This is a genomic window from Gardnerella vaginalis (genome assembly GCF_001546455.1).
In the GTDB taxonomy this organism is placed as follows: domain Bacteria; phylum Actinomycetota; class Actinomycetes; order Actinomycetales; family Bifidobacteriaceae; genus Bifidobacterium; species Bifidobacterium vaginale_B.
This window is the reverse complement of record NZ_KQ956804.1, coordinates 16,774-33,424: the sequence shown is the minus strand read 5'-3', so window position 1 is coordinate 33,424 and position 16,651 is coordinate 16,774. Positions and strand designations below refer to the sequence as shown.

Here is a 16,651-nt window from a genome sequence, read left to right as displayed (position 1 = left end):
AGCACGCTGCCGCATTATTCTTCTAGCGGGGAACTTAATTGTTCCCCGCTTTTTTGTTATTCATGATTAGGTTATTGTGCCCGTGTTTGTTCCCTTTTTTGTGGTTTTGGTAAACAAACACGGGCAAAAATAAACAAACACAAGAAAACCATTCGCGCGTGATTCACGCGCTTACTATAGTGCGATTGTAGCAAAACTTGTTAGCGTAAAGAATCTTGTTAACGTTCTTGTTAGCGTAAAGAGTAGTGTATAAGTGTAGCTTTAATACAATTAAACTGATTAAACGGAAGTATGTATGAAAAAGGCTCTTATTAATATTGATTACACGAATGATTTCGTTGCAAGCGATGGCTCGCTTACAGTAGGAGAGCCTGCACAAAAGCTCGAGAAGCGCATTACCGAGATATCGCAGCAGTTCCTAGATGATGGCGAGTTTGTGGTCTTTGCAATTGATACGCATCATCTAAACGATCCGTATCACCCAGAAACTAAGCTTTTCCCACCTCACAATATTGCTGGAACACACGGCCAGAAACTGTATGGAGCGCTTGGCGATTTTTACGAGGCAAATAAAGATAAGAGCAACGTGTATTACATTCATAAGACGCGCTACTCGTCGTTTAATGGCACAGATTTACTGATTAAGCTGCGTGAGCGCCATATTGAGGAATTGCACTTGGTGGGAGTTTGCACGGATATTTGCGTGCTCCACACTGCCGTTGACGCGTATAACCTTGGATTCAAGATTGTGGTTCACAAAGATGCAGTCGCAAGCTTTGATCCGCAAGGTCACGAGTGGGCGCTTCGTCATTTTAAGACTTGCCTTAATGCGGATATTGTAGAGGGCTAGTCGCGCTTTGCGTTGCTGTTAACGCGCATAAATAACGTCATAACGAACATATATAGTCAAATATAGGTTCGGGGTGCGCTAAAGCGCTGAGATTATACCCGTTGAACCTGATCTAGTTAGTACTAGCGAAGGGAAAATCGTGACTACTGTGTCGTGCTCTAAAAATAGTGAATTCTCAACTAATGCTCGTTGCAAGCAATTCATGCAAGATGTACGTGAATGCATCGAAACTTTGCGCGCAAAAAATCCGTTAACACATTGTGTAACGAATAATGTTGTTCAAGAAATAACAGCAAACGTTCTGCTAGCTGCTGGAGCATCGCCAGCAATGGTCGTAGATGCAGAAGAAGCTGAAGTCTTTGCTCAAATCGCATCTGGTGTATTAGTAAACATTGGAACATACAGGCCAGTCGACAAAGAATCTATGGATGCTGCGATTCGCGGAGCTGTAAAAGCACACACTCCATGGGTTCTTGACCCAGTTGCAGTTGGTGGTTTAGCTCCACGCACGCAATACGCGCGCGAAATTGTTAAAAGTCATCCTGCTGTAATTCGTGCAAACGCTTCCGAAATCTTAGGTTTAGCTGGAGAAGAAAGCGGCGGTAAGGGCGTAGACGCTGGAGACTCGGTTGATTCAGCAGTTGCAGCAGCTAAGAAGCTAGTTAAACTATATGGCTCGGTAGTGGCTATTTCTGGCGAAAAAGACGCTATTTATGGGCACGGATGCTCTGCACGAGTTTCTGGCGGCCACGAAATAATGACGAAAGTAGTCGGCACGGGCTGCTCTCTTGGCGCATTGGTGGCAGCATACGTTGGAGCTAATCGAAATCAACCTTTTGCAGCAACGGTTGCCGCTCACGTACACGCTGCTGCAGCGGGAACTTGGGCAGCACAACGTTCAACATCGCCAGGGTCATTTAGAACATTATGGATGGACGCGCTTATGGATTTGAGCGCAGACGAGATGCTGGAACTAGCGAATATTGAATTTGAACTCGATCCTGTTGATTGGTCTTTATACTTTATAACAGACCCAAAGATGAGCAATCGAGCCGAAGAAGATATTGCAGTTGATTGCGTTAAAGGCGGAGCAAGCGTAGTTCAATTGCGAGATAAGTACGCAAATAGCGAAACTTTTAACAATAAAGCTCAAAGCTTGCGAGACAAAATGCTTGCTAATGGTTGCGGAGACGTGCCGATTTTTGTTGATGATCGTATAGATTGCGCTAAAAACTTAGGACTCAACTTGCATGTTGGTCAAACAGATACGCCTTATATTGAAGCGCGTAAGTCTATTCCTGCAGAGTGGATGGTTGGACTCTCTATAGAAAAGTTAGAACAGTTAGATTACGTTTATAACGAATGTGCTAAAGAAAATGTAGCATTGCCAGATGTTATTGGAATAGGTCCGATTTGGCCTACTGCCACTAAGCCAGATGCTGCTCCTGCTTTAGGTGTTGAAGGAGTAGAAAAGATTGCTAAACGCGCTAAAGAACTCGGCATTAGCACGCTCGGAATTGGCGGCGTTAATGAAAATACCGTGTTCCCTATTAAAAACACTTCAATAGATGGTTTATGCATAGTATCTGCTCTAATGCTTGCGCAAAATCCTTGCGAAGAAGCAAACAAATTACGCGATGCTATTACGAAGGAATAAAAATAATGAATAATCAATTTTCGCAAGCTCAAGCACCTTTGCAATCAATTTCTAAATTATATGATTCAAACCTAAGGCCATCTTCTTTGCCATCTTTAGAAGACCCGATTATTCCGCGCGTACTAAGTATTGCTGGAACTGATCCAACAGGCGGAGCTGGAATTCAAGCTGATCTAAAATCAATAACAGCATCTCATGGATTCGCAATGTGTGTAACAACTAATTTGGTTGCTCAAAACACTTGCGGTGTGCGCGAAGTTTACACTCCTCCAACCGAGTTTTTGCAAGCGCAACTAGAAGCAGTATTTGATGACGTAACTATTGATGCTGTAAAAATCGGCATGCTTGGAGATAAATCATATATTAGTCTAGTTCAAAATTGGCTTAAGAATCATCCTGTTCCTGTTGTTGTGCTAGACCCAGTGATGGTAGCAACTTCGGGAGATAGGTTGCTTGAAAAGTCTGCAGAAGATGCAATGCGCGAGTTTGCGCCTCTTGCAGATGTTATTACGCCAAACATACCTGAGCTCGCAGTATTATGCGATAAACAGCCTGCATCTAGTTTTGAAGAAGCTTATGCTCAAGCAAGCGAGTGGAGTGCAAAAAACAATACTATTGTTATTGTTAAAGGCGGACACTTAACAAGCGAAGATGCTGGTAATACTGTTGTGTTCCCAGATGGCCACAAAATGCACGTTCCTTGCCCTCGAGTTGATACAACAACAACGCATGGTACTGGCTGCTCGCTATCTTCTTCGCTCGCTACGCGCATAGGATTAGCGTTGCGAGAAGGAAAGAAGCTGAGTGATTACAGTACAGTAGCGGATGCTTTAGCATGGTCGTCAAGATGGCTTAACGAGGCTATTGCTTGCGGTAAAGATTTGCATGTTGGCAAAGGTCATGGGCCTGTTAATCATGCTGCTCGTAATTATCGTTTGGAATTAGATTCTTCGTCAACGCCTTGGGAGCATATGCAAACTAGTGGCTTAGACGGGTTAACTGCGCAAAGCGTAGTCGTAAAAGCTCATAGCAAGGCTAGAAAACCAAATGTGGAGCCTTGTGGTCCTTGGACTCAAGCGTTATGGGATGCTAGCGCAGATGTTGATAACAACATTATGAAAATGCCATTTATTAAGGCTTTAGGTAATGGAACTCTTGATTCTGACTTGTTCGCTTTCTATATAAGTCAAGATTCCGAATACTTGAAGCGTTATTCGCGCGCGCTAGCTGCTGTTGGAGCTAAAACACCAGATAATGAAGCTAGAGTGCATTGGGCTACAGGCGCAGCTATGTGTATAGAAGCAGAATCGCAGTTGCATAGAGATTGGCTTGGAAGTAGAAATATAAGTATTGATGCGCCTTGCTCGCCAGTAACATTAGCTTACGTAAATCACTTACTTGCTTCTACAATGGCCGAAGACTACGTGATTGGAGCTGCGTCTCTATTGCCATGCTATTGGCTTTATGAAGAAGTGGGGCAAATTTTAGTCAAAAATAATACTCCTGAAAACCCATATAATGATTGGATTTCAATGTACTCTTCTCACGATTTTGAGTCAGGAGTAAGAATGGCAGTTAAATTTGTTGAGAGAGCTTTTGAAGAAGCTGGCCCAAAGGCTAGAATTCTTGCTGCTCAAGCATATATGACTTCATGCATTTACGAGTATGAATTCTTTAATCAAGCTCATAGAGCATTGAGGTAAATGGTTTGATAGTTTGATAGCTTGATAACTTGATAACGCTGATGCATTGACTTCGTCTTTATTAACAAAATCTAGAAGATTTGAAGACGAGTCAAAGCGTCAGCGCATTTTTGTAATACGCATGTCTCTTATTGTTGATTTTCTTATTTTTCTATCTTTCTATCGTCTATTTTGCAAAACCCAAAGTACTTTGGAAAATATCAGATAGAATTGCCAAATATATCCTATTTTCGCTAATTCTATCTTGCAAAACCCAAAGTACTTTGCTAAATTGAAGATAGAAGTGGAAAGAAAAGGAATGTGAATGATTTTCAATCGTCAAAGGTACATAAAGAAACTGAACCAGCTTAGTTGGAATGGTCTGGTTAAAATCATTACTGGTGTGCGCAGAGCAGGAAAATCGTTCATTCTTAATGAGCTGTTCTATAATTCTCTTATTTCTCAAGGTGTTTTGCAGAATAATATTATTCGGTTTGCCTTTGATGCAGACGAAGATATTGATCGTCTTGAGCAATTCGCAAATGGCGAACCAGTAAAAATCGCAGATAAAAAACTTGGCTACGTTATCAATGCTAAAGTGTTCCGTCGCTACATTGCATCGCAAATAAATGATAGCGACAAGTTTTACATTTTCCTCGACGAAGTGCAATTGCTTGATAATTTTGTTGGCACACTTAACAGTTACTTAAGGCATGCAAATTTAGACATATATGTTACTGGATCTAACTCCCGTTTTCTTTCATCGGACATTGTTACTGAATTTAAGGGGAGGAGCACAGAAGTTCACGTTCAACCTCTTACTTTTGCCGAATATGTGGAAAGTTCTAACAAAACAGTTTCAGAATCTTGGGCAGATTACATTGTTACTGGCGGAATACCGCTTGTAGCTAAAATGCAAAATGTTGAGGAACAAATAAAATACCTTGAAAATCTTGTTAAAGAAACTTATTTGAAAGATGTAGTTCAGCGAAACGGCGTGCGAAAAGAGCAGGCTCTTTCTGAAACGTTGCAAGTAATAGCTTCGTCAATAGGTGCTCCTGTTAACCCAAGGAAACTTTCTAACACGTTTATTAGCCATGGATATGGAGAAATTACTTCAGAAACTGTTAGTCGTTTTATAGACTACTACAGTGATGCTTTTCTTGTAAGTAAAGCTCAAAAGTATAATATTAAGGGCAAAAAATACATTGATTCCTTGTTCAAGATTTACTTTGAAGACATTGGAGTACGCAACGCTTTGCTTAATTTTAGGCAAATCGAAGAGTCGCATATTATGGAAAATGTTATATACAACGAATTAAGGTATCGCGGATATAACGTGGATATTGGCGAAATGAATATTGCTGAAAATACTGGTCGAAAAGATAAAAATAACCATGATATTTATGCGCAAAAATCTTTGGAAATAGATTTCATTGCTACTTTGGGAAGCGAAAAATATTATATACAATCTGCGCTCGCTATGACGACGGAAGAAAAATCATTGCAAGAAAAGCGCTCGCTTTACTATATTGATAATTCTTTTAAAAAGATAGTAGTTACGAAAAATGGATTGCATGCTACAAGAGATAATCGTGGGGTAGTCACCATGGATCTATTCGATTTTTTGCTTAACGAAGACAGTCTTAAGCGGTGATTTAATAGAGTGATATTAGACCTCTGAGCAAGTCAATCACTCGGCAACATATAAACTCTATGCAAAATAAATCATTCTATGGTATTACACCAGATTCAAGAATCATAAATAAAATCATCATTTAGTGTGATGCAAACTCTTTACGGCGATTATAGGCTATTAAGCAAAAGCTGAAATCCTCAATAAAGTGTCAATCATAAAAGCGTTAATCGTAGCATTATCAAGCACTTTATTTATTTTGGATCAGTTTGAGAGACTCGTTTCGACGCATCCTATGTGTCTACGAGTTTGGCGAGTAAGGAGCTTTGTGTTATGAGTAAGTTTACAAAAGTACTCTTGTTAGCTGCTCTGCCAGTGTGTTTGCTTACTGCATGCTCTGGTAGAGCAGTTGATAATAGTCAACAGCAGGCACAACACGATTCAGTTCCACTTGTTTCAGTCAAAAAACAGCCTTTAACGCAAGTTGTGTCGGGTAAAGCAGCAATAGAACAATCGTCTACCTTTGTTATCACTGCTGTAAGTAGAGGGAATTTTTCTCCATCGGTACAAGCAGGCAGTGCTGTAAAAGCTGGAAGTGTTCTAGGTTACAATGCTGGTAACAAAATTATTGCTCCCGTAGACACTAAAGTTGTGTCAGTAGCTGAATCATCTGCGGACGTGCCTAAATCTTTCCCACTATTCACTCTTAAATATGAAGGTTTTTCAATAAGCCTTAATGCAAAAGCTTTACTTCGTTCTGCGGATATTACAGATGTTAAAGGTCGCTTCCAAGTTGAAGACGGTGTTGGGCCAACCAATTGTTTGCAAATAGTACAAAGCGGTGGAACTTCTACCGATATTGCAGCTTCGGGTAGTAGCAAGAATGATAGTGCTGATTCGACTCAAACAGATGAGTCGAGTTTGCAAAGTACACCTAGTGTATCGTCAAAAGTTTTAACGTGTTTAATAGATAAAAGCGCAGAAGTAGAATCAGGCCAAAATGCGACGCTTGTTTTTAATGGCAAGCATAAACAATCAGTTCTAACACTGCCCGTTAGTGCGGTTGCTGGAAGAGTCCAAAAAGGCTTAGTCTCATACAAAAAAGGCGATAATTGGGAGCGTAAAGAAGTTGGTCTTGGAATCAGTGACGGCGCTAATATTGAAATTACGTCTGGCTTGCATGAGGGTGATGTTGTAGCAGGTGTTTCTCCTGATCTCATTCCAGGAGTGCAATGATTATGGAGAACAATCCTGTTCCGCTGGTTGAACTACAAGACGTGTCAGCGCGTGTAAAACTAGGAAATGGCGAATGGCTTACCACTGTTAACTCTGCTTCTATGTTACTTAATCAAGGTGAAACATACGCGGTAGTTGGCAGGTCTGGATCTGGCAAAACGAGTCTTATTTCTATTATTGGATTTTTGAATAAAAATTTTACTGGAAAATACTATTATTCTGGCAAGTCAATCCAAAAGTGTAGTGATAATACAGTATCGCATATGCGCGCTCGAAATATTGGTTTTGTTTTTCAAAACTATTCTCTCATTAAGCATTTAAGTATTAGAGAAAATGTTGAGTTGCCGCTTTTATATGCAGGACTACAACAAAGCAAGCAGACAAGAAGAAAAACTATAGAAGAAGCATTATGTGATGTTGGATTGCAAGATAAACTAAACGAATACCCTGGAAGGCTATCAGGCGGTGAACAGCAGAGAGTTGCGATAGCGCGTGCTCTCGTTACTAATCCCGAATTACTTATTTGCGATGAGCCAACTGGTGCGCTCGATAGTAGTACTGGAGAAAAAGTGCTTCAAGTGTTGCATGATCGTGTTCAAGAATCTGGAACAACATTACTATTAGTCACTCATGATATGAAAGTGGCTCGTTCTTGCTCTCACATTTTTACCATGGAAGGCGGTGTTCTTTATGATCATGCTGCTTAAAGATTTGCGCCTGTCTCCTATGAGATCCTTCCTCACAGGTTTTTCAATGTTTATAGGCATCATTGCCGTTATTGCGTCAGTGCTTATTGGCACGGTTGGTAAGGACTATCTTATTGCAACTAACGAACAGCTAAACGGTCGTAGGCCAACATACGAGATTACTTTTTCAGCACAAAATTTTGACGAATATTCAGTATTTAACAAATTCTTAAATCGCATTGAATCCGCAAACCGTAACGCTAACGTTATGCTACAACCAAACACTGGACTACTGTTTAGCACTTCTATGCCAGCCTCTAAGAGTGTAAAAATAAGCAAAGAATATAAGACCAGCAATCTTCAATATGTTGACGCTGTTTACACTACGGCAGGATACAACAAAGTTTATAACTTACCTATTGTAAGTGGAAGATGGTTTAGTAATAGCGCTAAAAGCAACGCATTAGAAATGGTAGTAAACCAATCTGCTAGCAAAAGATACAAGATTGGTGAAGTAGCATTTATTACTTCTCGCAAAACAACACAAATGAGTCCTATAAGGATTGTTGGAGTTGTGAACGATGGCGTAGACTCATCAAAAGTATACGTGAATATTCTAGGATTATTACGTTACGCTCCAACTCTTTGGGAATATTCTGGAAAAGAAGCTCAAGGCTCAATCTACTGGTTGAATAAAGAAAATCGTTCTCAAAAATCAATTAAATCTTATGTTTCAGATGTTCTTTATGACTGTTGCGGTGGGCAAGTAAACGAAATTAGAAGACATGATAATAGTGATAATTACGAGAATGTGATAATAGTATTGCAATTAAGTTTTGCTATCGTAGCCGTATTATTGCTTTTTGTTTCCGCGCTAGGTTTAATCAATATTGGTTTAGCATCGTTGGAGCAGCGCACGCATGAACTGCTTATACGCAGAGCTTTGGGTGCTACTAGATGGTCGATTGCTTCACTTGTGTTAGGCAGTGCGATTATTTTAGCGCTGATAGTTTCGATTGCTGCCGTCGCTGTTTCTTTTGGTCTTGTGTCTATAGCATCAAGTTTTTGGGATGTAGCAAGCCCAGTTAGTCCGCCAGTTTACCCATATGAAGCCGCTATTGGAGCTGTTATTGCGGCTTTTATTACAGCGCTTGCTGGAAGTGTGGTGCCGGCAATAAAAGCATCGCGTTTACAGCCAGCATTAGCATTGCGTTAATTTTCAAAAAATAAGAAAGAAGGAATAATGAATAATCATACTATTGGTAAAGCAACTCTTATTGTTGGTGTGCTTAGTGCGCTTCTTATGCTTAATGCGTGTGGAGGAATAGGCAACAATAATGCGAGTGGTGTGGGTGATGCGCGCTCGCAAAATAGTTCACCTAGAGAGACTGTTGATTTTGCTCATATAGAGAAGGAATATCAGGAGTCCGTTGCAAAGCTTAGCTGGCCTGAAAAATATAAAGCTCCTGCAAACTTGGTTGGAGAAGAAAAAGACGGCCAGTTCCAGAGTGGATATGGCGATACGCAAGCATCTAATTATTATCAGTGTGCTTGGGAGCGGCAATGGTTAGACACGTATGCTAGTGATGAACAAGCGGCAAGTAAAGCTTTGCATGAGCTTGAAAAAGTGCCTAGCATGCCGTTTATGGGTCCAGACCGTTGTGATGATGCAACGCGAAACTTTTTCAAAGAGCACATGCGTAAAGCAAAACTAGGAGATCCGTCAGGATTCCAACAGGATGTGCAAACTAATTGTCCTGTGATGTAATTGCATTTGTATGGCTTCATTGCGCTGTCGCACTAAATAGCTTGTTATATGCTTCTTTTACCCATGTTGATGGTGTCCAATAATCTTTGGTAAGCATTGATGGGTATGTTTGTTTACGAGCTTGAATAATCCACAAGGCTATGCCTGTTGAAACAAGTATTACACCAGAAGCAATCATTATGAATAATGATGAATTTAGATTTCCCCATGCTAGTACGCTTGCATACCCTACGATAATGCCGCATTGCTCCATAATAGAAGTAAAAGTAGTAGTCGCGCCGAGAATGTGTGTTGGTATGCCGTCGAGAAGAGCTGTTTGCCCATAGACAATAGTGGCGTCAAAAATAATACCTGCAATGAAAGCAGAGCAAAGAAAAAGAGCAATCCAATTATTAAGTGCGAAAATAAGTAAAGGAATAGAAAGGAATCCAGGTAGTAAAATAGAGTATAAAATTTCATAATGCAGCACAATGTATTTGCATAATAGCGAACCTACAATCATGCCAATGTTAAATATGCTGACTATTGACCCCCATGTGGATGCCGAATGAAAAAGTGTGAGACAATGGTGTGCTCCCATTAGTCTGAATGCAGCAAGCCATGAGCCTGATTGTAATGCTGATACTACTCCTAAGACTATTAACCATGGTGTAGATTTCATATAGTGTAGAGAAGCTGCAAAACCAGCAGTTTTATTGCTTCCTGTTTTCGTATTGTTTGCGCTATTTTGTGCTTGCTGGTTTAGATTAACTAACAGTAGAGGTAGCGCCGCTAATATCATCACAATAGCAATGCTCGTAAAGAAAATGAGAGGATTGCATATATCAACAAATATGCCAGTAATCGCAGGTGCAGCAAGCCTGCTGAGATTAATCCACATACGCATGCTTGCTAAAAACTTGGTTTTTTCGCCAGTTGGTACGCTATATGCCATTAATACTTTTTGATTAGGCGAAGAAAATGCAGTAAAGAACCCGAATATTATGCCGAGTAGTGTAACCGTAATAGCAATAAGATTATGCTGTGCTACTAAAGCGAAACCGTATCCAGTACACAACAAGGCAAAACAAAACGTTAGCGCTATAAACAATCTAGTTGGTGGATATTTATCTGCAATAATGCCGCCAAGCGGTGCTGCTATGCAGGTCATGAGCGCTACGGACACTGCGTTAAGCGCTGCGTGGGATAAGTCGACATGTATTAAAAGATATAGGCTTACGCCAAATCTACAGCTCGTTAAAAGAAAAGCATTAAGCGATAAAACGGCAATAATAAGAGTTGTGCGAATCCGCGCCGCAGCGTTCATTTCCTTCTCTTTTTTTCTTTCATGTTATGAATGTCTTTCATACTCTGAATGATATATGCCTCTTGATATACACCTTTTTCTGGACTGTGAGAGAAATGTGTGTTTTATGCAGTTTATAGGCAGGAGTTGCGGCTACTGGCGATAGTAGGAGAGGAAGCTGGAGAGTTTGCCCATTGCGTCGCGAAGCGTTTGCAAGCGCGGCAAGTAGACTACGCGGAAGTAGCCTGGAGTCTGCCAATTAAAGCCTTTGCCGTGCACAATCAGCAACTTCTGATCGCGAAGCAAATCTAACGCAAACTGTTCGTCGTCGTGAATGTTGTATCGACTTGGATCGAGCTTTACAAACATGTAGAAAGCGGCATCTGGTCGCTCAACGCTTACGCCATCCATCTCTTGAAGCGCGTTATAGCAGTACTCGCGCTGCTCGTACACGCGTCCGCCTGGCTCCAAATACTTTTCAACGCTCTGGTATCCGCCTAAAGCAGTCTGAATAATCGACTGTGCAGGAACGTTTGAGCACAAGCGCATATTAGACAGCATGTTAAGTCCCATAATGTAGTCGCTAGCCTTGGATTTATCTCCCGAAAGGCTCATCCAGCCAATGCGGAAGCCAGCAATCATATGTGACTTAGAAAGTCCGCTAAAGGTTACGCAGAACACGTCTGGAGCAAGAGAAGCAATCGAAATATGCTTCTTGCCGTCCATAACAAGACGGTCGTAAATCTCGTCCGCAAAAATAATCAAATTAAATTCGCGCGCAATCTTAACAATCTCTTCCAAAACTTCGCGACTATACAGCACACCCGTAGGATTATTTGGGTTAATAATCACGATTGCTTTAGTACGAGGCGTGATTTTAGAGCGAATATCGGCAATATCTGGGTACCAATGCGATTTTTCGTCACACATGTAGTGCACAGGAGTGCCGCCAGCCAAGCTCGCGCACGCGGTCCACAACGGATAGTCTGGGCTTGGTATAAGAATCTCGTCGCCGCAATCAAGCAGCGCTTGCATAGAAAGGTTAATCAGCTCGGAAACGCCGTTTCCAGTGTAAATATCTTCCATTTGCACGCCTGGAATGCCCTTAAGCTGATCGTATTGCATAATCGCCTTGCGTGCGGCGAAAAGTCCGCGGCTATCCGAGTAGCCTTCGCAGTCAATAAGCTGCTGCTGCATGTCGTAAATCACTTCGTCTGGGGCGCGGAATCCAAAAGGCGCAGGATTTCCAATGTTGAGCTTTAAAATATGCGTTCCATTTGCTTCCATGCGGTTTGCTTCTTCTACAACTGGGCCGCGAACGTCGTAAAGCACGTGTTCAAGTTTGGTGGATTTGTTGAAATTTCTACGTTTAAGTGTTTTGGAAAGCTCTTCTTCTGTTAATTTGCGATTTTCTTCGTGCTGCTTGCTGCAATCTGCTGGCGACTTTTGCGCGGTTTTTGCGCAAGAATGGCCACCTTTAATCGAATTGCTGCTGATTCCATTGCTGCTAATTCCAAGAATTTCTTCGAGCATATCTCGCACGTCTTTGCGAGGCTCAGTTTTGCCACTTAAATATTGACTTAACTGGCTTTTGCCAAGCTTATGGCCACTTTTTGCTGCAAGCTCGATTACATCGATCTGCTTGTATCCCTTGATTTTCATGGCCTTTTTAAGGTCGTTTGCAAAATTCTGTGCCATAATCCGTCTTTCTTTACACCATCTTATAGAAGCTTATAAAATCAGCATTCGTAAATTGAACAAACTTACAACAAAGTTCAAAATAGAAGCTATAAATTGAACTTTGCGGCGATTAAAAGACAATTTTACGCGCCAAAACGCATTTTGCAAGCCTAAAATTGAATTTATTTTGAATTTTGATTGAATTTTTACTGAGCAATAATTAAGAATTGAACTAAAAAGACATTAAATTGAACTTATTGATTCCCGACTTTGTTCCCTTTTGCCCGAAAATGTTTACGTTTTGGGTCAAATGGTAAACAAAAGCAAGAAAAAGGGAACGAATACAAGAAAAAGGGAACAAACGCAAGCGAATCAGCGCAGTTTGTTGCGGTGATACTATGAGTTATATGTATTTCTTTACTCCGCGCAGATGTGAATCTACCCAAAAAATAATGTACGCCAATAAAGGGCAGGCTCTTATGGCAGCGGATAAAAGCTTTAAGGAGCGCGGAGCAAAACTTTGGGTTTATAAATGCGATTATTGCGGCAGCTGGCATTTAACGCATTCAAATCCTGCGATTCGTAAGTACTGCGATATGCGCTCGCGGTTTGAAACAACCAAGCCTAAGTCTAGAAAACGCGGATATAAGCCGCGTATGCGCTAAAAATCAGTAAATCAGTACTTAAAAGTAAATCCTTGCGCATTAAGCTGCGATTCGCAGCTGTGGTTTTTAGCGCCAGAGTCCACAGCAAGCTTTGCGATTTGCGCGCTGAACGCGTCCACTGGCCTATCTGCATTACGCAAATCGTAGTATTTATGCACTCTTTCGTCGAAGCTTGCCAGATTTTCAAGCAAAACGACATCGCTACTAGGGTATTCATTTTCAAAAAATTGCATGCCAGAATCCATGCGCGGCTTTAGCTCGGGGCTTTGGTCTGGCTCGCCGATTGCAAGCCCAAGAACGGGGTACGTGTATTTTGGCAACTTCAAAAGTTCAATTAGCTCGGGAATGTTGTTTAAAATTGAACCAAGGATTACGCACCCAAGTCCAAGCGATTCCGCGGCTGTTTCCATGGCGTGTAGCGCAAGCACCGCATCGTTCTGTGATTGTGAGAATCTGTAGCCCGTTTTAAGAGTAAAATCGCTACTTTCTGTGTCAATCCCGCTTTTTTGCGCGATTGCCGCGTTTCTGTGCTGATCTATTACGAATACGTACAAAAGTGGGGCAGTGGCTATATAAGCCTGATTTCCAAGCTGGGAAAGCTTTTGTTTAAGACTTTCGCTCGTAATTTTAATAGCCGACCAATCGTTTAAAAATTGACTGCAAGCTGCGCGCTGTGCCGCCGCCTCTAGTGTTTTTACAACATCTTCGCTAATCGGATTGTTTTTAAAAGCGCGTATAGATCTGCGATTAAGAAGCGTTTGAATAGTTTGATTCGCATATGCATTTTGTGCGCCGTCTTGTTCGCCGTCTTTAGCATTATTCTGTACATTATTCTGAGTTGACATCATGTTTTTATGTTAATGGCAACGAAATACCAAATTGAAATACCAAATTGAAATACCAATTAGAAATTGACATGTAAAAGTGTTATAAAAGTGTTATAAAACATACGAATTAACAAGTTGGCAGCGAAGCCGCTTGATAAACTGCTTGCGTTAAGGCACCAAACGCAAGCTAAAAATGGTGGTGCTAAGGCGGCGTGGATTTATGCTGAACAGTATTGACGTTGACGTTAATGGTGGTTCATTTAGCGCAGATTCGTACGCGATTCAAGACGTTCCAGCAACCTGCTCGGGTGCACCCGAAGGGCGACTCGTGCTTTTGCGCCATGGTCAAACTGTTTGGAGTGAATCTGGCCAGCACACAGGCCGCACCGATATTCCACTAACACAAGTTGGCCGCAATCAGGCTATAAGCGCAGGCGCCAGGATTCGCCAGGCTTTTCCAAACGGCTTTAGCGAGGATTGCCAGTTTGTAAGCCCGCTTATTCGCGCTCGCCAAACCGCTCAGTTGGCTGGATTTACGCATTGCACGCCGCTAGAATACGCCGCCGAATGGGATTACGGCTGCGCAGAGGGGCGCACAAGAAAAGACGTTTCTGCGCTAAGCGGCGTTGAGTCATGGGATGTTTGGAAAGATGGCCCTAAAGCTCTGCCAGATTTTATGTCGGATTCTAGCGAAGAAGTTTTGCCAAGCGGAGAAACTGTAAAAGTGGTGCGCTCTAATGGCGAATCTTTACAAGATGTTTCTAATCGCACTCAAAAAATAATCGACTCTGTTTTGCCAAAACTTAAAAGCGGCAAAGATGTGATTATTGTAGCTCACGCGCATATTCTTAGGATTTTAGCAACCAGATGGCTTGGAGTAGATGCCCAGCAGGCGCGCTTACTTCGATTAGACACCGCGCACTATTGCGCGCTTGGAACTTATAAAGGCGATCGTGTAATCGTTCGCTGGAATTGCTAATTTTTGCTTGCTAAAAATATGCGACACGCCGCTATATCAACACTGCTATCGTTTGCAATATTTTTATATTTGAGGCATAATAAAAAATGTCGAAAGGGCACCTAGGGGTGCGGCGGCCAAAAGGTAGGCCGACGGCATAGGAGAAAGGTTCGATGATGAATCGTACAATTAAGTCAACAATTGCGCTTGTAGCTTGCTCTGCAATGGCATTCGGTGCGCTCGCTGCATGCGGCTCTAGCTCTTCGGATTCTTCCGATAAGGGCAAGGTTTACTTCCTTAACTTCAAGCCAGAATCTGCTGATCAGTGGAAGGAAGTTGCTAAGGAATACACCAAGAAGACTGGCATTCCTGTAAAGGTTCAGAATGCTGCTTCTGGTACTTACGAGCAGTCCCTTAAGAGCGAAATCAGCAAGGGCGATGAAGCGCCTACACTGTTCCAGGTTAATGGTCCTGTTGGCTACGCAAGCTGGAAGGATTACACCGCAGATCTTAAGGATACCGAGCTTTACAAGCAGCTTCAGAACAAGGATATTGCTCTTAAGGACGGAGATAAGGTTGTTGGCGTTCCATACGCAATGGAAACCTACGGCTTGATTTACAACAAGGCTTTGCTTAAGAAGTACACCGAGCTTAAGGATGCAAAGGTAAAGTCTGCAGAAGAGATTAACTCCTTCGATAAGCTTAAGGCTGTTGCAGACGACATTCAGGCTCGTAAGAGCGAGCTTGGCGTTGATGGTGCCTTCACTTCTGCTGGCTTCGATTCCAGCTCTGATTGGCGCTTTAAGACCCACCTTGCAAACATTCCTCTGTACTACGAGTTCAAGGAAGATCATGTTACCAAGCAGCCAGCAAAGATTAAGGGTACATTCCTTGATGGCTACAAGAAGATCTTCGATCTTTACATTACAGATTCCACCACTCCTGCAACTCAGCTCAGCTCCAAGACTGGCGAAGATGCAAACTCTGAGTTCTCTTTGGGCAAGGCTGTGTTCTATCAGAATGGTACTTGGGCTTGGACCGACTTGCAGAAGGCTGGCATGAAGGCCGAAGACCTTGGCATGCTCCCAATCTACATTGGCGCTAAGGGCGAAGAAAAGCAAGGCTTGGCTACTGGTTCCGAGAACTACTGGTGCATTAACGAGAAGACTTCGGATGCCAACAAGAAGGCAACCAAGGACTTCTTGAAGTGGGTTCTTACCTCTGATTACGGTAAGGAAGCTATGTCTAAGAAGATGGGCTTCACCACTCCATTCAAGAGCTTTGCAGATGTAAAGTCTGAGAATCCTTTGACCGCTGCTGCTGTTGAAGATGCTCAGTCTGGCAAGACTCCTGTAAGCTGGAACTTCACTATGATGCCATCTGACAACTGGAAGAACGATCTTGGCTCCGCTTTGCTTGAGTACGCTCAGGGCACTGGCAAGTGGGATAAGGTTAAGAGCGCCTTCGTTGACAATTGGGCTAAGGAAGTTGCTCAGGCTCACGAAGATCAGGATTAATCCAAAGAATTGGGTTAAAACTGGCTCATTAAATTCATAATTTAAGATTATGCTATTGATGTAATTGCATTAGCACAGTGCATTGATGGCAAACAAAAGAGCTTCAAGCCTAATGGTTTGAAGCTCTTTTTTAGTGTAAAGATAGTTGATAGCTGTTAGTCGTTAGTTGATAGTCGCCAGTCGCCAGTCGCTATCCGCCAGTCG

The 16,651-nt window shown here is 42.1% G+C and carries 14 protein-coding genes and 1 riboswitch; of the genes, 11 read left to right on the top strand and 3 right to left on the bottom strand.

Annotated elements, in window-relative coordinates:
- Positions 1-295: 295 nt before the first annotated feature.
- The 8 genes from HMPREF3216_RS00460 (at position 296) to HMPREF3216_RS00425 (ending at position 9,515) form a co-directional block, all read left to right on the top strand.
- Complete coding sequence (locus HMPREF3216_RS00460; protein ID WP_060786455.1) at positions 296-850, top strand: cysteine hydrolase family protein; 555 nt, start codon at positions 296-298, stop codon at positions 848-850.
- A 59-nt stretch (positions 851-909) separates the two neighbouring features.
- Positions 910-1,002: riboswitch (TPP riboswitch) on the top strand.
- The gene (thiM, locus tag HMPREF3216_RS00455) at positions 990-2,507 is read left to right on the top strand and encodes a hydroxyethylthiazole kinase (protein ID WP_060786454.1); all 1,518 of its coding nucleotides are present in this window, start codon (positions 990-992) and stop codon (positions 2,505-2,507) included. It overlaps the preceding riboswitch by 13 nt.
- A 5-nt stretch (positions 2,508-2,512) precedes the next feature.
- Positions 2,513-4,210 carry a bifunctional hydroxymethylpyrimidine kinase/phosphomethylpyrimidine kinase gene (locus HMPREF3216_RS00450; RefSeq protein WP_081090871.1) on the top strand — a complete coding sequence of 566 codons (1,698 nt, stop codon included), beginning with the start codon at positions 2,513-2,515 and terminating at the stop codon, positions 4,208-4,210.
- A gap of 304 nt (positions 4,211-4,514) precedes the next feature.
- Entirely contained in the window at positions 4,515-5,846 is a 1,332-nt protein-coding gene (locus tag HMPREF3216_RS00445; RefSeq protein ID WP_060786453.1) for an ATP-binding protein, read from the top strand.
- Positions 5,847-6,158: 312 nt separating this feature from the next.
- The gene (locus HMPREF3216_RS00440) at positions 6,159-7,061 is read left to right on the top strand and encodes an efflux RND transporter periplasmic adaptor subunit (protein ID WP_060786452.1); all 903 of its coding nucleotides are present in this window, start codon (positions 6,159-6,161) and stop codon (positions 7,059-7,061) included.
- Positions 7,058-7,768, top strand: coding sequence for an ABC transporter ATP-binding protein (locus HMPREF3216_RS00435; protein ID WP_060786451.1), 711 nt, complete (start codon positions 7,058-7,060; stop codon positions 7,766-7,768). The genes HMPREF3216_RS00440 and HMPREF3216_RS00435 overlap by 4 nt, the downstream gene beginning before the upstream one ends.
- Positions 7,752-8,963 carry an ABC transporter permease gene (locus HMPREF3216_RS00430; RefSeq protein ID WP_060786450.1) on the top strand — a complete coding sequence of 404 codons (1,212 nt, stop codon included), beginning with the start codon at positions 7,752-7,754 and terminating at the stop codon, positions 8,961-8,963. Before HMPREF3216_RS00435 ends, HMPREF3216_RS00430 begins: the two co-directional genes overlap by 17 nt.
- Positions 8,964-8,990: 27 nt before the next feature.
- Positions 8,991-9,515 carry a hypothetical protein gene (locus HMPREF3216_RS00425; RefSeq protein WP_060786449.1) on the top strand — a complete coding sequence of 175 codons (525 nt, stop codon included), beginning with the start codon at positions 8,991-8,993 and terminating at the stop codon, positions 9,513-9,515.
- Between the two features lie 16 nt (positions 9,516-9,531).
- On the opposite strand, the gene HMPREF3216_RS00420 is transcribed toward HMPREF3216_RS00425, so the two are convergent.
- Positions 9,532-10,821, bottom strand: coding sequence for an MFS transporter (locus tag HMPREF3216_RS00420; protein ID WP_060786448.1), 1,290 nt, complete (start codon positions 10,819-10,821; stop codon positions 9,532-9,534).
- Between the two features lie 132 nt (positions 10,822-10,953).
- Positions 10,954-12,498: an aminotransferase class I/II-fold pyridoxal phosphate-dependent enzyme gene (locus HMPREF3216_RS00415; RefSeq protein WP_081090870.1), complete on the bottom strand. Its 1,545-nt coding sequence runs from the start codon at positions 12,496-12,498 to the stop codon at positions 10,954-10,956.
- A 380-nt stretch (positions 12,499-12,878) separates the two neighbouring features.
- Between HMPREF3216_RS00415 and HMPREF3216_RS00410 the strand changes: the two genes are divergently transcribed.
- Positions 12,879-13,145 (top strand): hypothetical protein, encoded by a 267-nt coding sequence (locus HMPREF3216_RS00410; RefSeq protein WP_155639659.1) that lies wholly within the window; start codon positions 12,879-12,881, stop codon positions 13,143-13,145.
- 11 nt (positions 13,146-13,156) lie between these two features.
- Here the strand turns inward: HMPREF3216_RS00410 and HMPREF3216_RS00405 are convergent, their stop codons facing one another.
- A complete protein-coding gene (locus HMPREF3216_RS00405) occupies positions 13,157-13,993 on the bottom strand; it encodes a nitroreductase family protein (RefSeq protein ID WP_419470995.1) in 837 nt (278 codons plus the stop codon).
- 199 nt (positions 13,994-14,192) lie between these two features.
- Here HMPREF3216_RS00405 and HMPREF3216_RS00400 point away from each other — a divergent pair, with 199 nt between their 5' ends.
- Both HMPREF3216_RS00400 and HMPREF3216_RS00395 read left to right on the top strand, forming a co-directional pair.
- Positions 14,193-14,951, top strand: coding sequence for a histidine phosphatase family protein (locus HMPREF3216_RS00400; RefSeq protein WP_081090868.1), 759 nt, complete (start codon positions 14,193-14,195; stop codon positions 14,949-14,951).
- A 152-nt stretch (positions 14,952-15,103) separates the two neighbouring features.
- Positions 15,104-16,447 carry an ABC transporter substrate-binding protein gene (locus tag HMPREF3216_RS00395; protein ID WP_060786446.1) on the top strand — a complete coding sequence of 448 codons (1,344 nt, stop codon included), beginning with the start codon at positions 15,104-15,106 and terminating at the stop codon, positions 16,445-16,447.
- Positions 16,448-16,651: the final 204 nt, after the last annotated feature.

What these genes read in the sequence shown, in the direction of transcription:
- HMPREF3216_RS00460 (WP_060786455.1), top strand. Translation starts at nt 296, where the DNA reads ATGAAAAAGGCTCTTATTAATATTGATTACACGAATGATTTCGTTGCA.
- HMPREF3216_RS00450 (WP_081090871.1), top strand. Translation starts at nt 2,513, where the DNA reads ATGAATAATCAATTTTCGCAAGCTCAAGCACCTTTGCAATCAATTTCT.
- HMPREF3216_RS00445 (WP_060786453.1), top strand. Translation starts at nt 4,515, where the DNA reads ATGATTTTCAATCGTCAAAGGTACATAAAGAAACTGAACCAGCTTAGT.
- HMPREF3216_RS00440 (WP_060786452.1), top strand. Translation starts at nt 6,159, where the DNA reads ATGAGTAAGTTTACAAAAGTACTCTTGTTAGCTGCTCTGCCAGTGTGT.
- HMPREF3216_RS00435 (WP_060786451.1), top strand. Translation starts at nt 7,058, where the DNA reads ATGATTATGGAGAACAATCCTGTTCCGCTGGTTGAACTACAAGACGTG.
- HMPREF3216_RS00430 (WP_060786450.1), top strand. Translation starts at nt 7,752, where the DNA reads ATGATCATGCTGCTTAAAGATTTGCGCCTGTCTCCTATGAGATCCTTC.
- HMPREF3216_RS00425 (WP_060786449.1), top strand. Translation starts at nt 8,991, where the DNA reads ATGAATAATCATACTATTGGTAAAGCAACTCTTATTGTTGGTGTGCTT.
- HMPREF3216_RS00420 (WP_060786448.1), bottom strand. Translation starts at nt 10,821, where the DNA reads ATGAACGCTGCGGCGCGGATTCGCACAACTCTTATTATTGCCGTTTTA.
- HMPREF3216_RS00415 (WP_081090870.1), bottom strand. Translation starts at nt 12,498, where the DNA reads ATGGCACAGAATTTTGCAAACGACCTTAAAAAGGCCATGAAAATCAAG.
- HMPREF3216_RS00410 (WP_155639659.1), top strand. Translation starts at nt 12,879, where the DNA reads ATGAGTTATATGTATTTCTTTACTCCGCGCAGATGTGAATCTACCCAA.
- HMPREF3216_RS00405 (WP_419470995.1), bottom strand. Translation starts at nt 13,993, where the DNA reads ATGATGTCAACTCAGAATAATGTACAGAATAATGCTAAAGACGGCGAA.
- HMPREF3216_RS00400 (WP_081090868.1), top strand. Translation starts at nt 14,193, where the DNA reads ATGCTGAACAGTATTGACGTTGACGTTAATGGTGGTTCATTTAGCGCA.
- HMPREF3216_RS00395 (WP_060786446.1), top strand. Translation starts at nt 15,104, where the DNA reads ATGATGAATCGTACAATTAAGTCAACAATTGCGCTTGTAGCTTGCTCT.